Source organism: Crenobacter oryzisoli (assembly GCF_030385785.1).
GTDB classification, from domain to species: domain Bacteria; phylum Pseudomonadota; class Gammaproteobacteria; order Burkholderiales; family Chromobacteriaceae; genus Crenobacter_A; species Crenobacter_A oryzisoli.
On record NZ_JAUEDK010000024.1, the window covers coordinates 1 to 16086 of the forward strand.

The window sequence follows — 16086 nt, forward strand, 5'->3', positions numbered from 1 at the left end:
TTGATGGTCATCACGACGGGGGAGATGATGAAAGCGACTGAGTTTGAACGGTGGCTGAGCCATGTGTCCCGTCTGACGAGGCGTCAGCGAGAGCGGCTTGCTGATGCATTGCGGGAACACGATGACACCGAACGCTGCAGAGCCCTCATTGAGTCACGGCTAGCCGATAAGGCTTGCCCACATTGCGGGACCACCGCGGCCTACCGGCATGGAACGGCTCATGGTTTGCAGCGGTATCGCTGCCGGCGCTGCCAGAGAACTTTCAACGCGCTGACGAACACCCCACTAGCCCGGCTCCGCCGGAGGGAGAAGTGGCTCGGCTACAGCCAGGCGATGCTGGATTCGCTGACGGTGCGCCGCTCAGCCGGGATGCTGGGCCTGCATCGGAACACGACATTTCGCTGGCGTCACCGTTTCCTGGCCTGGCTGAAAGACGACCGTCCGGCCCGCCTGTTCGGCATTACCGAGGCCGACGAAACCTATCTGCTCGAATCGGAAAAAGGCGCCCACCACCTGCAGCGCTCCTCGCGTCGGCGCGGGGGCGTCGCGAGTTTGCGTGGCTTGTCCAAACAGCAAGTCTGTGTGCTGGTCGCCCGCGACCGCAGTGGGCAAACCCTCGACTTTGTGACGGGGAAAGGGCAAGTGACCAAGGCACAACTCAAAGCGGTCTTGCCGGCTGTTCTCGACAAAGACGTGCTGTTGGTGAGCGATGGGAATGCCACCTACCGGTACTTCGCCCGCGAGGCTAACATCTCGCATGAGGCGGTCAATCTCAAGGCAGGTCGCCGTGTTCGGGGGGCTTACCACGTTCAGAACGTCAATGCCTACCACAGTCGCCTACGCGCGTGGCTCAACCGCTTCCACGGCGTGGCGACTAAGTACTTACCCAACTACTTGGGCTGGCGCCGACACCTTGACGCCCACCGTATCAGCACGCCGGCAGCCCTCCTGGATGGTGCTCTTGGCAAGTTTCCACACCTAACGGTGACATAGCCTAAAAAAAAGCGGCTCTCGCCCTGGCGGTTTTCTGTTCGACTTGTCCAACTAGCCTCACCCGCTGTGAGGGCGCTTCCAGAAGTGGCGCATCACGAAGCCAGGGAACGCAAACACCAGAAACAGCGCAAACGTCGTCACGTAGAACTGCCAGTGCTGCTCATGCACCGGACCGAGCCTAGCCTCCATCAGCCGGGCCAGTCCGCCGACCAACAGGAACAGCACGACCAGCTCGAGCAGCTGCCAGCCGAAATGCTTGCGCCCTATCGTCTTGATACAGGCCAACCGGTTGCTGACGAACGGCAGATTCGCGGCCAGCACGGCCACGATCAACAGGGTAATGACGCTGACTTCCACGTTGCTTCCTCTTCCTATAGGTTTGCAGCCACCCTCATGACAGCGGCGGCTGTACCGGGAAAACCCGGTCACAGCCGCCGTCGTGAACCCACCGTCGAAACGGTTTACAGGGCGTTAAGCGACTGCTTCATCGCTTCGACACACAGCACCAGCAGGCGTTCAGGCAGCGCACCGAGCACCAGCAGGGCGATCGCGTTGACCGACAGCACCAGCTTCATGTCGCCGCGCACCACGATCGGGCTGTTGTCCTGCTTGTCGTCGAAGTACATGTACTTCACCACGCGCAGGTAATAGAACGCGCCGATCAGCGACATTACCACCGCCACGACCGCCAGCCAGATCAGGCCGATGTCGACCACCGCCTTGATCACCGCCAGCTTCGCGTAGAAGCCGACCAGCGGCGGGATACCGGCCATCGAGAACATCGCCAGCAGCATCAGGAAGGCGTACCAGCTGTTGCGCTGGTTCAGGCCCTTCAGGTCCTCCAGCGTCTCGCACTCGAAGCCGGCGCGCGACAGCGCGAGCAGGATGCCGAAGCCGACCAGCGACATCAGCACGTAGATCACGGTGTAGAACAGCGCCGCGCTATAGCCCTCCGGCGTGCCGGCGATCAAGCCCAGCAGCAGGAAGCCCATGTGCGAAACAGTCGAGTACGCCAGAAGACGCTTGACGTTGGTCTGGGCAATTGCGGTGATGTTGCCGATGGCCATCGACAGTACGGCGATGATCACCAGCATGCCCTGCCAGTCGGCGACCAGCGGCCCCAGGCCTTGCACCAGAATGCGCAGCACGAACACGAACGCGGCCAGCTTCGGCGCGGCACCGATCATCATCGCCAGCGCGGTCGAAGAGCCCTGGTACACGTCCGGCACCCACATGTGGAACGGCACGGCGCCCAGTTTGAATGCCAGGCCAGCCACGATGAATACCAGGCCGAACACCAGCAGCACATGGTTGGCCGAACCGCCGGTGATGGCTTTGGCAACATCCTGCAGGAACAGCGAACCGGTCGCGCCGTAAACCATCGACATGCCGTACAGCAAGAGGCCCGAAGCCAGCGCGCCGAGCACGAAGTACTTCATCGCCGCTTCGGTCGCCGGGATCGAGTCGCGCTGCATCGCGATCAGCGCGTAGAGCGACAGCGACAGCAGTTCCAGGCCGATATACAGCGACACGAAGTGCGTGGCGCTGACCATAAAGTTCATGCCAGACAGGGCGAACAGCGACAGAGTGAAATACTCGCCCTTGAAGATGTCACGCTCGACCACGTACTGGCGGGTATACACCAGCACCAGGAAGGTGGTGCCGTACATGGCCAGCTTGACGATGTCGCCCATCGGGTCGGCCACGAACATGTTCGAGAAGGTGTACACCGGGTACGGCGTGTAGGTATACAGCTGCACCGCGGCAGTGCCGACCAGCGTCAGCAGCGACAGCCCATAAGTGATGCCGCGTTGTTCGTCGGACAGGCACATGTCGACGAGCAGGATCAGCAGGATCGCCGAGAGCATGAACAGCTCCGGCGCCGCCGGTATCATGTTGAGATCAGCCCAATTCATTGACTATTCCTTAGAGCTTGCTTTGAGCGACGTGGGCGATCAGATCGTTGACCGCCAGGTGCATCTTGGACACGAATGCCTGCGGGAACAGACCCATGCCGAGCACGGTGATCGCCAGAATGGCCAGGATCAGGAATTCGCGCTTGTTCACGTCCTTCATCTCGGCCACATGATCGTTGCCGACGTCGCCGAAGATCACGCGCTTGTACATCCACAGCGTGTAGGCCGCACCGAAGATCAGCGTGGAGGCCGCAGCAAACGCAAACCAGAAGTTCACCTGTACCGCACCCATGATCACCATGAATTCACCGACGAAGCCAGAAGTAGCCGGCAGGCCGGAGTTGGCCATCGCGAACAGCATCATGAACGCCGCGAAGATCGGCATCTTGTTCACCACACCGCCGTAGTCGGCAATGTTGCGGCTGTGCACGCGGTCGTACATCACCCCGATGCAGAAGAACATCGCGGCCGACACGAAGCCGTGCGACACCATCTGCACCAGCGCACCTTCCACGGCCCACTGGTTCAGGTGGCTGCCGGTGAACATAAAGAGACCCAGCGTCACAAAACCCATGTGCGAGATCGACGAGTACGCCACCAGCTTCTTCATGTCGGTCTGTACCAGCGCCACCAAGCCGATGTACACCACCGCGATCAGCGACAGCGCCACAATGAACGGCGCAAGCTCGCGCGACGCATCCGGCAGAATCGGCAGCGCGAACCGCAGGAAACCGTACGCACCGATCTTCAGCGTGATCGCAGCCAGCACCATCGAACCGCCAGTCGGCGCTTCCACGTGGGCATCCGGCAGCCAGGTGTGTACCGGCCACATCGGCACCTTCACCGCGAACGACAGGAAGAAGGCGATGAACAGCAGCACCTGAGTCGACAACGCGATCTTCAGATCGTGGAAGGCCATGATGTCGAAGCTCTTGCCTGCCTGGAAGTACAGGTAGATGAACGCCACCAGCATCAGCAGCGAACCGAGCAGCGTGTACAGGAAGAACTTGATCGACGCGTACACCCGACGCGGACCACCCCACACCCCGATGATCAGATACATCGGGATCAGCATGCCCTCGAAGAACACGTAGAACAGGATCGCGTCCAGCGCGGCGAACGCGCCGTTGATCAGGCCCGACATGATCAGGAAGGCCGCCATGTACTGCGCGACGCGCTTCTCGATCACCTGCCAGCCAGCCGCCACCACCATCAGCGTGGTGAAGCTGTTGAGGATGATGAACAGCATCGAGATGCCGTCCACGCCCAGATGGTAGTGGATGTTCAGTGCGTCGATCCAAGGCTTCATCTCGACGAACTGCATGCCACCGTTCAGATTGTCAAAGCCGGTGTAAAGCGGCAGCGAAACGGCCAGACCGGCCAGCGCCCCGGCCAGCGCGATCCAGCGCGCCAGCGGCGCACGCTGGTCGCCACCGGTAGCGAGCACCAGGATGCCCGCCACGATCGGTGTCCAGACCGTCAGACTGAGTAGATTCTCGAACATGGTTTGTTGAGCCTATTGTGTTTTTCTAATCCCTTGCGCCCGCATCAACGCAGGATGAGCTGGGCGAACCAGATCGTCACCAGGGCCAGGACCCCGACGATCATGGTAGTGGCGTAGCTGTAGATGAAGCCGGTCTGCATCCGACGTACCACCTTGGAGAACGCGCCGACCAGCTTGGCCGTGCCGTTCACGATCAGGCCGTCGATCAGCAGCATGTCACCGACTTTCCAGAACAGCGTACCCAGCGCACGCGAGCCCTTGGCAAACACCGCGAAATAGATCTCGTCGAAGAAGTACTTCTTCTCGAGCAGGGTGTTGACCGGAGCGAAGGTCGATTTGATCTTCGCCGGGATCTGCGGGGCCTTCATATAGAACACCCAGGCCGTCGCCACGCCGGCGATCGCCAGCCACAGCGGCAGGCTGGTCAGCGAGTGCAGAGCCATCGCCATCGGGCCGTGGAACTCTTCGGCCAACTCGCTCATGCCCGGATGACGGGCAGCGTCGATATGGATCACGCCCTTGAAGAAGTCGCCGTATACCAGCGGCTTGATCGCGAACCAGCCCACCAGCACCGAAGGGATCGCCAACAGCGCCAGCGGCAGCGTCACCACCCACGGCGACTCGTGCGGCGTTTGATCCGGAGCCAGACCGTGATGGTGGTCGGCGGTCACTTCTTCGTCTTCGTGGTCCTCATCGTGCGCGTGATGGGAATCATGGTTCTCCATCCAGCGCTCCTTGCCATGGAACACCAGGAAGTACATCCGGAACGAGTAGAACGCAGTCACGAACACGCCGATAACCAGCGCAATGTACGCATATTGCGCTGCCGGCAGATGCGACGCATGTACCGCCTCGATGATCGAGTCCTTCGAGTAGAAACCCGAGAAGAACGGAGTACCGATCAGCGCCAGCGAGCCGATCAGCGAGGTGATCCAGGTAATCGGCATGTATTTGCGCAGACCGCCCATATTGCGCATGTCCTGATCATGGTGCATGCCAATGATCACCGAACCGGCGCCGAGGAACAGCAGTGCCTTGAAGAAGGCGTGCGTCATCACGTGGAACATGGCGACCGAGTAGGCCGAAGCGCCCAGCGCCACGGTCATGTAACCGAGCTGCGACAGCGTCGAGTACGCAACCACACGCTTGATGTCGTTCTGCACCACGCCCAGGAAGCCCATGAACAGCGCGGTGATCGAACCGGCCACCAGAATCACGTTCAGCGCGGTATCCGACATCTCGAACAGCGGGCTCATGCGCGACACCATGAAGATGCCGGCGGTCACCATGGTCGCGGCGTGGATCAGTGCCGAGATCGGAGTCGGGCCTTCCATCGAGTCCGGCAGCCACACGTGCAGCGGGAACTGGGCCGACTTACCCATCGCGCCGACGAACAGCAGGATGCAGGTCACGGTCAACAGCGACCAGTCCACACCCGGGAAGATCTGGATGGTCTTGCTAGCCAGCGCCGGCGCTGCAGCGAACACGTCGCTGTAGTTCAGCGAGCCGCCGAAGTAGGCCAGCACCAGGCCGATACCCAGCAGGAAGCCAAAGTCACCGACACGGTTGACCAGGAAGGCCTTCAGGTTGGCGAAGATCGCAGTCGGCCGCTTGAACCAGAAGCCGATCAGCAGGTACGACACCAGACCCACTGCTTCCCACCCGAAGAACAGCTGGACGAAGTTGTTGCTCATCACCAGCATCAACATCGAGAAGGTAAACAGCGAAATGTAGCTGAAGAAACGCTGGTAACCCGGGTCATCCTGCATGTAGCCGATGGTGTAGATATGCACCATCAACGACACGCTGGTCACCACTACCAGCATGATCGCGGTCAGCGAGTCGACCAGGAAGCCGACCGAGAACTCGTAGCCCCCGACCGTCAGCCAGGTGTACACCGGCGCGTTGAACACTTCCGCCTGCCCGGTCAGGAAGGCATGAAGCACCTTGAGCGAGAAGACCGCCGAAACGGCCACACCGAGGATCGTCACGACGTGTGCCGCGCGACGACCGATCGCCCATCCAAACAAGCCTGCAATGATCGACCCCACCAATGGTGAGAGCGCAATCAGCAGGTATAAGCTCATCATATCCATGCTTCTCGTGCTTTGTAGTTTGGTATCCGGTTTGCCTTAACCCTTCAGGCGGCCCAAGTCTTCCACATTGATGGTGTTCAGATTGCGGAACAGCACCACCAGGATCGCAAGGCCGATCGCCGATTCGGCGGCGGCCACGGTCAGGATGAAGAAGACGAAGATTTGGCCTGCCGTGTCGGACAGGTAGTGCGAGAACGCGATGAAGTTGAAGTTCACGGCGAGCAGCATCAGCTCGATCGCCATCAACAACACGATCACGTTCTTACGGTTCAAAAAGATGCCCAGCACGCTAATGGCAAACAGGATCGCGCCCAGCACCAGGAAGTGAGTCAACGTCAGCACGGTTACTCCCCAATCGTTATGGCCATCAGGCCTGTTGCTCGGCTGCGTCAGCGGTTTCCGGCTGGGCAGGCTTCTTCTCGGCATCCATCTTGACGAGGCGCACGCGGTCGTCGCGACGCACCTTCACCTGGAGGCCCGGATTGACGGTCTTGTTGTCCTTGCGCTTGCGCATGGTCAGCGCGATCGCGGCGACCATACCGACCAGCAGCACCACCGACGCCAGTTCAAACGGCAACAGGTAGGTGGTGTAGAGCTGGCGACCCAGTTCTTTGACGTTGCTCGCGTCGGCGGCCAGCGGAGCAGCTGCCTGGTAGTGGCTGAGCTGAGCTTCCGGGCTCATCAGGATCAGCGCCATTTCGCCGACCATGATCAGCGCCACCGTGCCGGCCAGCGGCAGGTTTCGCCAGAAGCCCTCGCGAAGCTGCTCGAAATTGACATCGAGCATCATCACCACGAACAGGAACAGCACCATCACCGCGCCGACGTACACCAGCACCAGGGTGATCGCCAGGAACTCGGCCTGCATCAGCAGCCAGTGGCCGGCGCTCGTGAAGAACGCCAGCACCAGGAACAGCGCGGCATGCACCGGGTTCTTGGCGGTGATCACGCGAAGGCTCGCGAAAATCAGGATCGCCGACAGCACGTAAAACACTACAGTTTGAAAGTTCATGGCTTCCCCTTAGCGGTACTTGGCGTCGGCCGCCTTGTTGGCAGCGATTTCCGCCTCGTACTTATCACCAATGGCCAGCAGCATCGGCTTGGTGTAGTAGAGGTCGCCACGCTTTTCGCCGTGGTATTCGAAAATATGCGTTTCGACGATGGCGTCGACCGGGCAGGCCTCTTCGCAGAAACCGCAGAAGATGCACTTGGTCAGGTCGATGTCGTACCGGGTGGTGCGGCGGGTGTTGTCCTCCCGCTGCTCCGACTCGATGGTGATCGCCAGTGCCGGGCACACCGCTTCGCACAACTTACAGGCGATGCAACGCTCTTCACCGTTGGCGTAGCGGCGCTGCGCATGCAGGCCCCGGAAACGCGGCGAAATCGGCGTCTTCTCTTCCGGGAACTGCACGGTGATCTTGCGGGCGAACATGTGCTTGCCGGTCAGTACCAGGCCCTTCACCAGTTCCACCAACAGGAAGGTTTTGAAAAAATTTCGGATCATATCGATGCTCTTCTCTCAGGCCCGGTTTAGTGCCACAGCGTCAGCGGGCTCATCATCCACGCGCCAACCACGAGCAGCCACACCAGCGTCACCGGAATGAACACTTTCCAACCCAGACGCATGATCTGGTCGTAGCGGTAACGCGGGAAGGTCGCACGGAACCACAGGAAGCAGTACAGCACGAAGGCCATCTTCACGGCCAACCAGCCAAAGCCGGACGCGCCGAGGAAGCCCCACGAAGCCGGGAACGGCGACAGCCAGCCACCCAGGAACATGATGGCGGTCATTGCGGCAACCAGAATCATGTTGGCGTATTCGGCCAGGAAGAACACCGCGAACGCCATGCCCGAGTATTCCACGTGGAAACCGGCGACGATTTCCGACTCGCCCTCGGCCACGTCGAACGGGGCACGGTTGGTTTCGGCCACGCCCGAGATCAGGTAGACGAGGAACATCGGGAACAGCGGCAGCCAGTTCCACGAGAACAGCGAGCCGCCGGCCATGCCGTGCGCCTGCTGCTGCACGATAGCAACGAGGTTCAGGCTGCCCGACACCATCAGCACGCCGACCAGCGCGCAACCCATCGCGATCTCGTACGAGACGATCTGGGCCGCAGAACGCATCGCGCCGAGGAAGGCGTACTTCGAGTTTGAGGCCCAGCCGGCCACGATCACGCCATACACGCCCATCGAGGTAATCGCCATCACGAACAGCAGCGAGGCGTCGATGTTGGAGAGCACCAGGTGGTCGGTGAACGGCACCACTGCCCAGGCCACCAGCGCCGGCATGATCGACAGCACCGGACCGATCAGGAACAAGCTCTTGTTCGACGCGGTCGGCAGAATGATCTCCTTCATCAGGAGCTTCACACCGTCGGCCAGCGGCTGCAGCAGGCCACGCGGACCGACCCGGTTCGGGCCGATACGCAGCTGGATCCAGCCGATCACTTTACGCTCGGCCAGGGTCAGATAGGCCACCGTGATCATCATCGGGGCGACGATGGCGACGATCTTCAGCACGGTCCAGACGGTCAGACCGGCCTCGAGGCCGAGAAGGTTTTGCAGCAACTCCATCGCTTACCCTCGCTTGATTTCAATCGGGTCGAACAGACCGCCGAGCGCCACGGTGGCCGGATGGGCCGCCACCAGACGCACGACACCTTGCGGCAATGCCGCGTCGGCACGGGCAATCACGCGCGCTTCGCCACTGCCCTGCTTCACCACCACGCTGTCGCCATCGGCGATGCCGGCTTCAGCCAGCGTCGCCGGATGAGCCGAAGCCTCCGGAGTCACGGCGTGACGGGTTGCCTGCAGCGATTCGGCACGACGGGTGATCGGGTCGACATGGAACATCGGCACATCGGCGACACGGGTCAGGCCGGCATCGGCGGCGATCACGTTGGCCGTAACGCTGGCCAGCTGGTTGTTCAGCGTCTCGGCGATGTCGCCGGCGGCGGTCAGCTCGCCCCGGATCTCTTCCACCGAGGTGTACTCGAAACCGGCGAGGCCGAGCAGGTTGCCCAGCACGCGCAGCACCTTCCAGCCCGGGCGGGTCTCGCCCAGCGGACGCACCACGCCATTGAACGACTGCAGCTTGCCTTCCATGTTGACGAAGGAGCCGGCGGTCTCGGTGAACGGCGCGATCGGCAGCAGCACGTCGGCGTACTCCAGCAACCCGTCGCCCTTGAACGCGGTGAACGCGATCACGGTGGCGGCCTGCTTCATCGCGGCCACGGCAGCCTGGCCGTCGTAGCTGTCGGCTTCCACCTCGGTGTTGAACAACACGTAGGCCTTGCGCGGGGCGGCGATCATCTCGGCCGCGTTGGCGCCAGCGGTCACGCTGGCACCAAAGGCGCCGCGCTTCGGCAGCACACCGACCAGCTCGGCACCGACGCTGTTGCCGGCCACGCTCAGCACGCCGAAGCTCGCGCCGGTCAGACGGGCGATCTCTTGGCTCAGCGCCACGAGGTCGGCGTAGGCCGGGTTGTGCTGGGCAGCGGCACCCAGTGCCAACGCCGCGGTTTCGCCGTTGGCGAGGCTCTGCGCGATGGCGCGTGCAGCATCGGAAACGGTCACGGCGGCCAGATCGATGGCGGTGTCGCCCCCCTTGATCTCGACCACGGCCTTCAGCACCTGGGCGACGGCGTTGGCCAGCGCGCCCGGGGCGACGATCAGCTTACCTTTGACATCGATCAGCAGATTGTCGTCGGCGCTGTGGATAATGTTGAGCTCGGCGCCCTTCTTCACCGCCTGACGCAGACGCGCGGTCAAGAGCGGCTGCTCGCTGCGCAGCGTCGATCCGATCACCAGCAGCGACTTGGCCGCGGCGAAGTCGACGATGCTGCTGCCCAGCCACTCGACGCCCTGCTTGGCGGCATCGGCGCGGAAGTCGCTGCGACGCAGGCGGTGGTCGATGTTGTGTACACCGAACTCGCGCGCCAGCTTCTGCAGCAGGAACAGTTCTTCGGTGGTCGAGTGCGCCCCGGCCAGCACGCCAACGGCGTCCTTGCCGTGGTCGGTCGACACGCCCTTCAGGCCCTTGACCACATACTCGAGCGCAGTCTGCCAGTCGGTGTCGTGCCACTTGCCGTCGAACTTGATCATCGGATTCTTCAGGCGGGCCGACGAGTTCAGCGCTTCGTACGAGAAGCGGTCACGGTCGGAGATCCAGCACTCGTTGATCGCCTCGTTCTCCAGTGGCAGCACGCGCTTGACCTCGTGGTCCTTCACCTGAACGATCAGGTTGGAGCCGAGGCCGTCGTGCGGGGCCACCGACTTGCGGCGCGACAGCTCCCACGGACGGGCGCTGTAGCGGAACGGCTTGGAGGTCAGCGCGCCGACCGGGCACAGGTCGATCACGTTGCCGGAGATTTCCGAATCCACGGTCTTGCCGAGGAACGGCATGATCTCCGAGAACTCGCCACGGTTGCCCATGCCGATTTCTTGGAAACCGCCGATCTCTTCGGTGAAGCGCACGCAGCGGGTGCAGTGGATGCAGCGGGACATTTCTTCGGCCGACACCAGCGGGCCCATGTCCTTGCCGACCACCACGCGCTTCTCTTCCTGGTAGCGCGATTCGCCGCCACCGTAGCCGACCGCGATGTCCTGCAGCTGGCATTCGCCGCCCTGGTCGCAGATCGGGCAGTCGAGCGGGTGGTTGATCAGCAGGAACTCCATCACCCCCTGCTGCGCCTTCACGGCCATGTCGGAATGGGTGTGAACCTTCATGCCGTCGGTGACCGGAGTGGCACAGGCCGGCAGCGGCTTCGGCGCCTTTTCCACTTCTACCAGGCACATGCGGCAGTTGGCCGCGATCGACAGCTTCTTGTGGTAGCAGAAGTGCGGGATGTAGGTCCCGACGGAGTGGGCGGCTTCCATCACGGTGCTGCCTTGCGGCACCGTCAGTTTCTTACCGTCAATTTCGATTTCAAGCATCGCTCAACACCATTTGTGATTCACCAGCGGCTTCTTGTGTTCGATCAGGTATTCGAACTCATTGCGGAAGTGCTTGGTGAAACTACGAACCGGGAAGACGGCGGCGTCGGCCAGCGCGCAGATCGTGCGGCCCGCCATGTTGTTGCCGACCGAGTCCAGCAATTCGAGATCGCCCGGACGGCCTTCGCCGTTGAGAATCCGGTGGATCACGCGGTACAGCCAGCCGGTACCCTCACGGCACGGCGTGCACTGGCCACACGATTCCTCGTGGTAGAAGTAGGCCAGACGCTCCAGCGCCTTGACCATGCAGACGTGCTCGTTCATCACGATCACCGCACCGGAACCTAGCATCGAGCCCGCCTTGGAGATCGAGTCATAGTCCATCGTGCATTGCATCATGATATCGGCCGGCAGCACCGGAGCGGAAGAACCGCCCGGGATCACCGCCTTGAGCTTGCCGCCCTTCATCCCGCCGGCCATTTCCAGCAGCTCGGAGAACGGGGTGCCCAGCGGAATCTCGTAGTTGCCCGGACGATTCACGTGACCGGAGATCGAGAACAGCTTAGTGCCGCCGTTGTTCGGCTTGCCCAGTTCGAGGAACTTCTGCGCGCCATCCTTGATGATGAACGGTACCGACGCGAACGATTCGGTGTTGTTGATCGTGGTCGGTTTGCCGTACAGGCCGAACGAGGCCGGGAACGGCGGCTTGAAGCGCGGCTGGCCCTTTTTGCCTTCCAGCGACTCGAGCAGCGCGGTTTCCTCGCCGCAGATGTAGGCGCCGTAGCCATGGTGAGCGAACAGGTCAAAATTGAAGCCCGAGCCGAGGATGTTCTCGCCGAGGAAGCCAGCCTTGCGGGCCTCGTCCAGCGCGGCTTCGAACAGCTCGTAAGCTTCGAAAATCTCGCCGTGGATGTAGTTGTAACCGGCCTTCGCGCCCATCGCGTACCCGGCGATGATCATGCCTTCGATCAGCGCGTGCGGGTTGAAGACGATAATGTCGCGGTCCTTGAAAGTACCCGGTTCGCCCTCATCAGTATTGCAGACGACGTATTTGTCACCCGGGAAGGAGCGCGGCATGAACGACCACTTCAGGCCGGTCGGGAAGCCTGCGCCGCCACGGCCGCGCAGGCCGGAGCCCTTCACTTCGGCGATCACGTCCTCCTGCGGCATCTTGGCCGACAGGATGGACTTGAGCGCCTGGTAGCCGCCGCGCGCCATGTAGGCGTCGAGACGCCAGCAGTTGGGATCGGACGTGTCGACCCCTTCGAAAATCACGCCATTGACGAAGATTGCCATTTATTCCAACTCCGCCAGCTTCTTGTCGATTGCTTCGGGCGTCATGAAGCTGCACATCTTATGGTTGTTCACCAGGAGCACCGGCGCGTCGCCGCAGGCACCCATGCACTCCCCTTCCAGCAGGGTGTACTTGCCGTCGGCGGTGGTCTCGCCCAGGCCGATGCCGAGTTTCTTCGACAGGTATTCGGCCGCGTTCACGCCGCCGGACAGGGCACAGGGCAGATTGGTGCAGACGGTCAGCTTGTACTTGCCGACCGGCTTCAGGTTGTACATGTTGTAGAACGAAGCCACTTCGTAGGCCGCCACCGGCGCAATGCCGATGTAGTTGGCGACGAACTCGATGGTTTCGGTGGCGAGCCACCCCTTCTCCTGCTGCGCGATGCGCAGCGCGCCCATCACGGCGGAACGGCGCTGGTCGGCAGGGTATTTGGCGAGCTCGCGGTCAATCAGCGCGAGCGATTCTGCGGACAACATCAGCGGTCAATCTCCCCAAACACGATATCCTGCGTACCGATGATCGCGACCACGTCAGCAATCATGTGACCGCGGCACATTTCGTCGAGGCCGGCCAAGTGGGCATAGCCAGGCGCGCGGATCTTCAGGCGGTACGGTTTGTTGGCGCCATCGGACACGAGATAGATGCCGAATTCGCCCTTCGGGTGTTCCACCGCTGCGTAAGCCTCGCCTTCCGGCACGTGCATGCCTTCGGTGAACAGCTTGAAGTGGTGGATCAGCTCTTCCATGTTCGACTTCATCGATTCGCGCGACGGCGGCGCCACCTTGTGGTTCTCGGAGATCACCGGACCCGGGTTGGCACGCAGCCACTGAACGCACTGCTTGATGATGCGGTTGGACTGGCGCATTTCTTCAACGCGCACCAGATAGCGGTCGTAGCAATCGCCGTTCACGCCGACCGGGATGTCGAAGTCGAGGCGGTCGTAGACGTCGTACGGCTGCTTCTTGCGCAGGTCCCACTCGATGCCCGAACCACGCAGCATCGGGCCGCTGAAGCCCAGCTGCAGCGCACGCTCCGGCGTCACCACGCCGATGCCCACGGTACGCTGCTTCCAGATCCGGTTGTCGGTCAAAAGCGTCTCGTAGTCGTCGACGCACTTCGGGAAGCGGTCAGCGAAGTCTTCGATGAAGTCGAGCATCGAACCCTGGCGGTTGGCATTGAGCTCGGCAATCGCCTTGGCATTGCGGATTTTCGATGCTTTGTATTGCGGCATCGTGTCAGGCAGGTCGCGATACACGCCACCCGGACGGAAATAAGCCGCGTGCATACGCGCGCCCGACACTGCCTCATAGCAGTCCATCAGATCTTCGCGCTCGCGGAACGCGTACAGGAACACGGTCATCGCGCCGATGTCGATCGCGTGTGCACCGATCCACAGCAGGTGGTTCAGGACACGGGTGATCTCGGCGAACATCACGCGGATGTACTGGGCGCGCAGCGGCACGTCCACGCCGGTCAGCTTTTCGATCGCCAGGCAGTAGGCATGCTCGTTGCACATCATCGACACGTAGTCGAGACGGTCCATGTACGGCAGCGACTGGATGAAGGTACGGGTTTCGGCCAACTTCTCGGTGCCGCGGTGCAGGAGGCCGATGTGCGGGTCGGCACGTTCGATCACTTCACCGTCGAGCTCCAGCACCAGGCGCAACACGCCGTGTGCGGCCGGGTGCTGCGGACCGAAGTTCAGCGTGTAGTTACGGATGTTAGCCACCGTAGTTCTCCTCGCGAATGATGCGCGGCGTGATTTCGCGCGGCTCGATGGTTACCGGCTGGTAGACCACGCGGCCCTCGGCCGGGTCGTAGCGCATCTCGACATAGCCGGAAATCGGGAAGTCCTTGCGGAACGGGTGGCCTACGAAGCCATAATCGGTCAACAAACGACGCAGGTCGGGGTGACCGTCGAACACGATGCCGTACAGATCGAACGCCTCGCGCTCAAACCAGTTGATGCCGTTCCAGACATTCACCAGCGACGGCACCACCGGGAAGTCGTCTTCCTCGGCGAAGGCGCGCAGACGCAGGCGCCAGTTGTGCTTGATCGACAGCAAGTGCAGGACGACAGCAAAGCGCGGGCCGTCCCACGGCTCATCGCGATAGCTGCTGTAGTCCATACCGCACAGGTCGGTGCATTGTTCAAAAGACAGGCCGGCATGATCGCGCAACGTGGTGGCCACGTCGGTCAGATCCGCCGCCTTGCAGACGATAGTCAGCTCATCAAGCGCAAGCGTGGCCGAAACCAGCTTGCCGCCCAGGACCTGCTCGACTACCGACTTGAGCGCTTCCAGTTTGGAGGCCATAGACGTAGTACCTTAACGGGCGATGGTATAGGTGCGTTTGATCTTGTTTTGCAGCTGGATGATGCCGTAGAGCAGCGCCTCGGCCGTCGGCGGGCAGCCCGGCACGTAGACATCCACTGGCACGATGCGATCGCAGCCTCGCACTACCGAGTAGGAATAATGGTAGTAACCACCGCCGTTGGCACAGGAGCCCATGGAGATTACCCAGCGCGGTTCGGCCATCTGGTCGTATACCTTGCGCAGGGCGGGCGCCATCTTGTTGCACAGCGTGCCTGCCACGATCATCAGGTCAGACTGACGCGGACTCGGGCGGAATACGATGCCGAAGCGGTCGAGGTCATAGCGCGATGCACCGGCATGCATCATTTCCACCGCGCAGCAGGCCAGACCGAAAGTCATCGGCCACAGCGAACCGGTACGAGTCCAGTTGATGAGCTTGTCAGCCGTCGTGGTGACGAAGCCCTTCTCGAGAATCCCTTCTACTCCCATTCCAGCGCTCCCTTTTTCCACAGATAGACAAAGCCGATCGTCAGGACGGCGATGAATTCAATCATCACGCCAAAACCGAACATGCCCAGTTCTTTGAACACAACGGCCCACGGAAACAGGAAGGCAATTTCCAGATCGAACAGGATGAAGAGAATAGCGACGAGATAATATCTCACGTCGAATTTCATGCGGGCATCTTCGAAGGCTTCGAAACCGCACTCATAAGGCGAGAGTTTCTCAGGGTCGGGTTTATTGGGAGCTAGAATCCTACCCAAAAGGATAGGACCGACGCCGACCAAGAGCCCGACGATGACAAACAACAAGATGGGAAAGTAATTTTGCAGCATTTCCCGAACACCCCTAAAAAAAGGAGGTTGTTGACCCCCTTGGCTCCAAGTAAAAAACGCCACCGGGAAGGCTCCCGGTGGCGTTTTTTGAATGATGGTGCCGACAGTGAGACTCGAACTCACACAGCCTACGGCCACTACCCCCTCAAGATAGCGTGTCTACCAATTTCACCATGTCGGCACGTACATAAACA

16 protein-coding genes and 1 tRNA gene are annotated in these 16086 nt (G+C 61.4%); 1 reads left to right on the forward strand and 16 read right to left on the reverse strand.

All coding sequences use genetic code 11. From position 1 onward, the window contains the following. Nucleotides 1-27: 27 nt before the first annotated feature. The gene (locus tag QU481_RS13705) at nt 28-993 is read left to right on the forward strand and encodes an IS1595 family transposase (protein WP_289830262.1); all 966 of its coding nucleotides are present in this window, start codon (nt 28-30) and stop codon (nt 991-993) included. Nucleotides 994-1050: 57 nt separating this feature from the next. Here the strand turns inward: QU481_RS13705 and QU481_RS13710 are convergent, their stop codons facing one another. The 16 genes from QU481_RS13710 to QU481_RS13785 all read right to left on the reverse strand — a co-directional run bounded on the left by QU481_RS13710 (nt 1051) and on the right by QU481_RS13785 (nt 16073). Beyond that, a complete protein-coding gene (locus tag QU481_RS13710; RefSeq protein WP_289830591.1) occupies nt 1051-1350 on the reverse strand; it encodes a DUF2818 family protein in 300 nt (99 codons plus the stop codon). 104 nt (nt 1351-1454) lie between these two features. Then, a complete protein-coding gene (gene nuoN / locus QU481_RS13715; RefSeq protein ID WP_289830592.1) occupies nt 1455-2909 on the reverse strand; it encodes an NADH-quinone oxidoreductase subunit NuoN in 1455 nt (484 codons plus the stop codon). Nucleotides 2910-2919: 10 nt separating this feature from the next. Continuing rightward, the gene (locus QU481_RS13720) at nt 2920-4413 is read right to left on the reverse strand and encodes an NADH-quinone oxidoreductase subunit M (protein ID WP_289830593.1); all 1494 of its coding nucleotides are present in this window, start codon (nt 4411-4413) and stop codon (nt 2920-2922) included. A 44-nt stretch (nt 4414-4457) separates the two neighbouring features. Beyond that, nucleotides 4458-6509 carry an NADH-quinone oxidoreductase subunit L gene (nuoL, locus tag QU481_RS13725; protein WP_289830594.1) on the reverse strand — a complete coding sequence of 684 codons (2052 nt, stop codon included), beginning with the start codon at nt 6507-6509 and terminating at the stop codon, nt 4458-4460. Nucleotides 6510-6545: 36 nt separating this feature from the next. Beyond that, complete coding sequence (nuoK, locus tag QU481_RS13730; RefSeq protein ID WP_289830595.1) at nt 6546-6851, reverse strand: NADH-quinone oxidoreductase subunit NuoK; 306 nt, start codon at nt 6849-6851, stop codon at nt 6546-6548. A 25-nt stretch (nt 6852-6876) separates the two neighbouring features. Then, a complete protein-coding gene (locus QU481_RS13735; protein WP_289830596.1) occupies nt 6877-7521 on the reverse strand; it encodes an NADH-quinone oxidoreductase subunit J in 645 nt (214 codons plus the stop codon). Between the two features lie 9 nt (nt 7522-7530). After that, nucleotides 7531-8010: an NADH-quinone oxidoreductase subunit NuoI gene (nuoI, locus tag QU481_RS13740; RefSeq protein WP_289830655.1), complete on the reverse strand. Its 480-nt coding sequence runs from the start codon at nt 8008-8010 to the stop codon at nt 7531-7533. A gap of 29 nt (nt 8011-8039) precedes the next feature. Continuing rightward, complete coding sequence (nuoH, locus tag QU481_RS13745; RefSeq protein WP_289830597.1) at nt 8040-9086, reverse strand: NADH-quinone oxidoreductase subunit NuoH; 1047 nt, start codon at nt 9084-9086, stop codon at nt 8040-8042. Nucleotides 9087-9089: 3 nt separating this feature from the next. After that, the gene (gene nuoG, locus QU481_RS13750; protein ID WP_289830598.1) at nt 9090-11447 is read right to left on the reverse strand and encodes an NADH-quinone oxidoreductase subunit NuoG; all 2358 of its coding nucleotides are present in this window, start codon (nt 11445-11447) and stop codon (nt 9090-9092) included. A gap of 3 nt (nt 11448-11450) precedes the next feature. Continuing rightward, nucleotides 11451-12743, reverse strand: a complete 1293-nt coding sequence (gene nuoF, locus QU481_RS13755) for an NADH-quinone oxidoreductase subunit NuoF (RefSeq protein WP_289830599.1) — start codon at nt 12741-12743, stop codon at nt 11451-11453. Beyond that, on the reverse strand, nt 12744-13217 hold the full coding sequence (gene nuoE, locus QU481_RS13760; RefSeq protein ID WP_289830600.1) for an NADH-quinone oxidoreductase subunit NuoE: 474 nt from the start codon (nt 13215-13217) through the stop codon (nt 12744-12746). It abuts the gene before it with no gap. Then, nucleotides 13217-14470, reverse strand: a complete 1254-nt coding sequence (locus tag QU481_RS13765; RefSeq protein WP_289830601.1) for an NADH-quinone oxidoreductase subunit D — start codon at nt 14468-14470, stop codon at nt 13217-13219. Before QU481_RS13765 ends, nuoE begins: the two co-directional genes overlap by 1 nt. Beyond that, nucleotides 14463-15056, reverse strand: a complete 594-nt coding sequence (locus QU481_RS13770) for an NADH-quinone oxidoreductase subunit C (protein ID WP_289830602.1) — start codon at nt 15054-15056, stop codon at nt 14463-14465. The genes QU481_RS13765 and QU481_RS13770 overlap by 8 nt, the downstream gene beginning before the upstream one ends. Before the next feature lie 12 nt (nt 15057-15068). Further along, nucleotides 15069-15545 (reverse strand): NuoB/complex I 20 kDa subunit family protein, encoded by a 477-nt coding sequence (locus QU481_RS13775; protein ID WP_289830603.1) that lies wholly within the window; start codon nt 15543-15545, stop codon nt 15069-15071. After that, complete coding sequence (locus QU481_RS13780; RefSeq protein ID WP_289830656.1) at nt 15536-15892, reverse strand: NADH-quinone oxidoreductase subunit A; 357 nt, start codon at nt 15890-15892, stop codon at nt 15536-15538. Before QU481_RS13780 ends, QU481_RS13775 begins: the two co-directional genes overlap by 10 nt. A gap of 95 nt (nt 15893-15987) precedes the next feature. Next, a tRNA-Leu gene (locus tag QU481_RS13785) sits at nt 15988-16073 on the reverse strand. Nucleotides 16074-16086: the final 13 nt, after the last annotated feature.

Bases quoted from the DNA above. Each gene is read 5' to 3' on its own strand.
- QU481_RS13705 (WP_289830262.1), top strand. From the start codon at position 28: ATGAAAGCGACTGAGTTTGAACGGTGGCTGAGCCATGTGTCCCGTCTG.
- nuoN (WP_289830592.1), bottom strand. From the start codon at position 2,909: ATGAATTGGGCTGATCTCAACATGATACCGGCGGCGCCGGAGCTGTTC.
- QU481_RS13720 (WP_289830593.1), bottom strand. From the start codon at position 4,413: ATGTTCGAGAATCTACTCAGTCTGACGGTCTGGACACCGATCGTGGCG.
- nuoL (WP_289830594.1), bottom strand. From the start codon at position 6,509: ATGGATATGATGAGCTTATACCTGCTGATTGCGCTCTCACCATTGGTG.
- QU481_RS13735 (WP_289830596.1), bottom strand. From the start codon at position 7,521: ATGAACTTTCAAACTGTAGTGTTTTACGTGCTGTCGGCGATCCTGATT.
- nuoH (WP_289830597.1), bottom strand. From the start codon at position 9,086: ATGGAGTTGCTGCAAAACCTTCTCGGCCTCGAGGCCGGTCTGACCGTC.
- nuoG (WP_289830598.1), bottom strand. From the start codon at position 11,447: ATGCTTGAAATCGAAATTGACGGTAAGAAACTGACGGTGCCGCAAGGC.
- nuoF (WP_289830599.1), bottom strand. From the start codon at position 12,743: ATGGCAATCTTCGTCAATGGCGTGATTTTCGAAGGGGTCGACACGTCC.
- nuoE (WP_289830600.1), bottom strand. From the start codon at position 13,217: ATGTTGTCCGCAGAATCGCTCGCGCTGATTGACCGCGAGCTCGCCAAA.
- QU481_RS13770 (WP_289830602.1), bottom strand. From the start codon at position 15,056: ATGGCCTCCAAACTGGAAGCGCTCAAGTCGGTAGTCGAGCAGGTCCTG.
- QU481_RS13775 (WP_289830603.1), bottom strand. From the start codon at position 15,545: ATGGGAGTAGAAGGGATTCTCGAGAAGGGCTTCGTCACCACGACGGCT.
- QU481_RS13780 (WP_289830656.1), bottom strand. From the start codon at position 15,892: ATGCTGCAAAATTACTTTCCCATCTTGTTGTTTGTCATCGTCGGGCTC.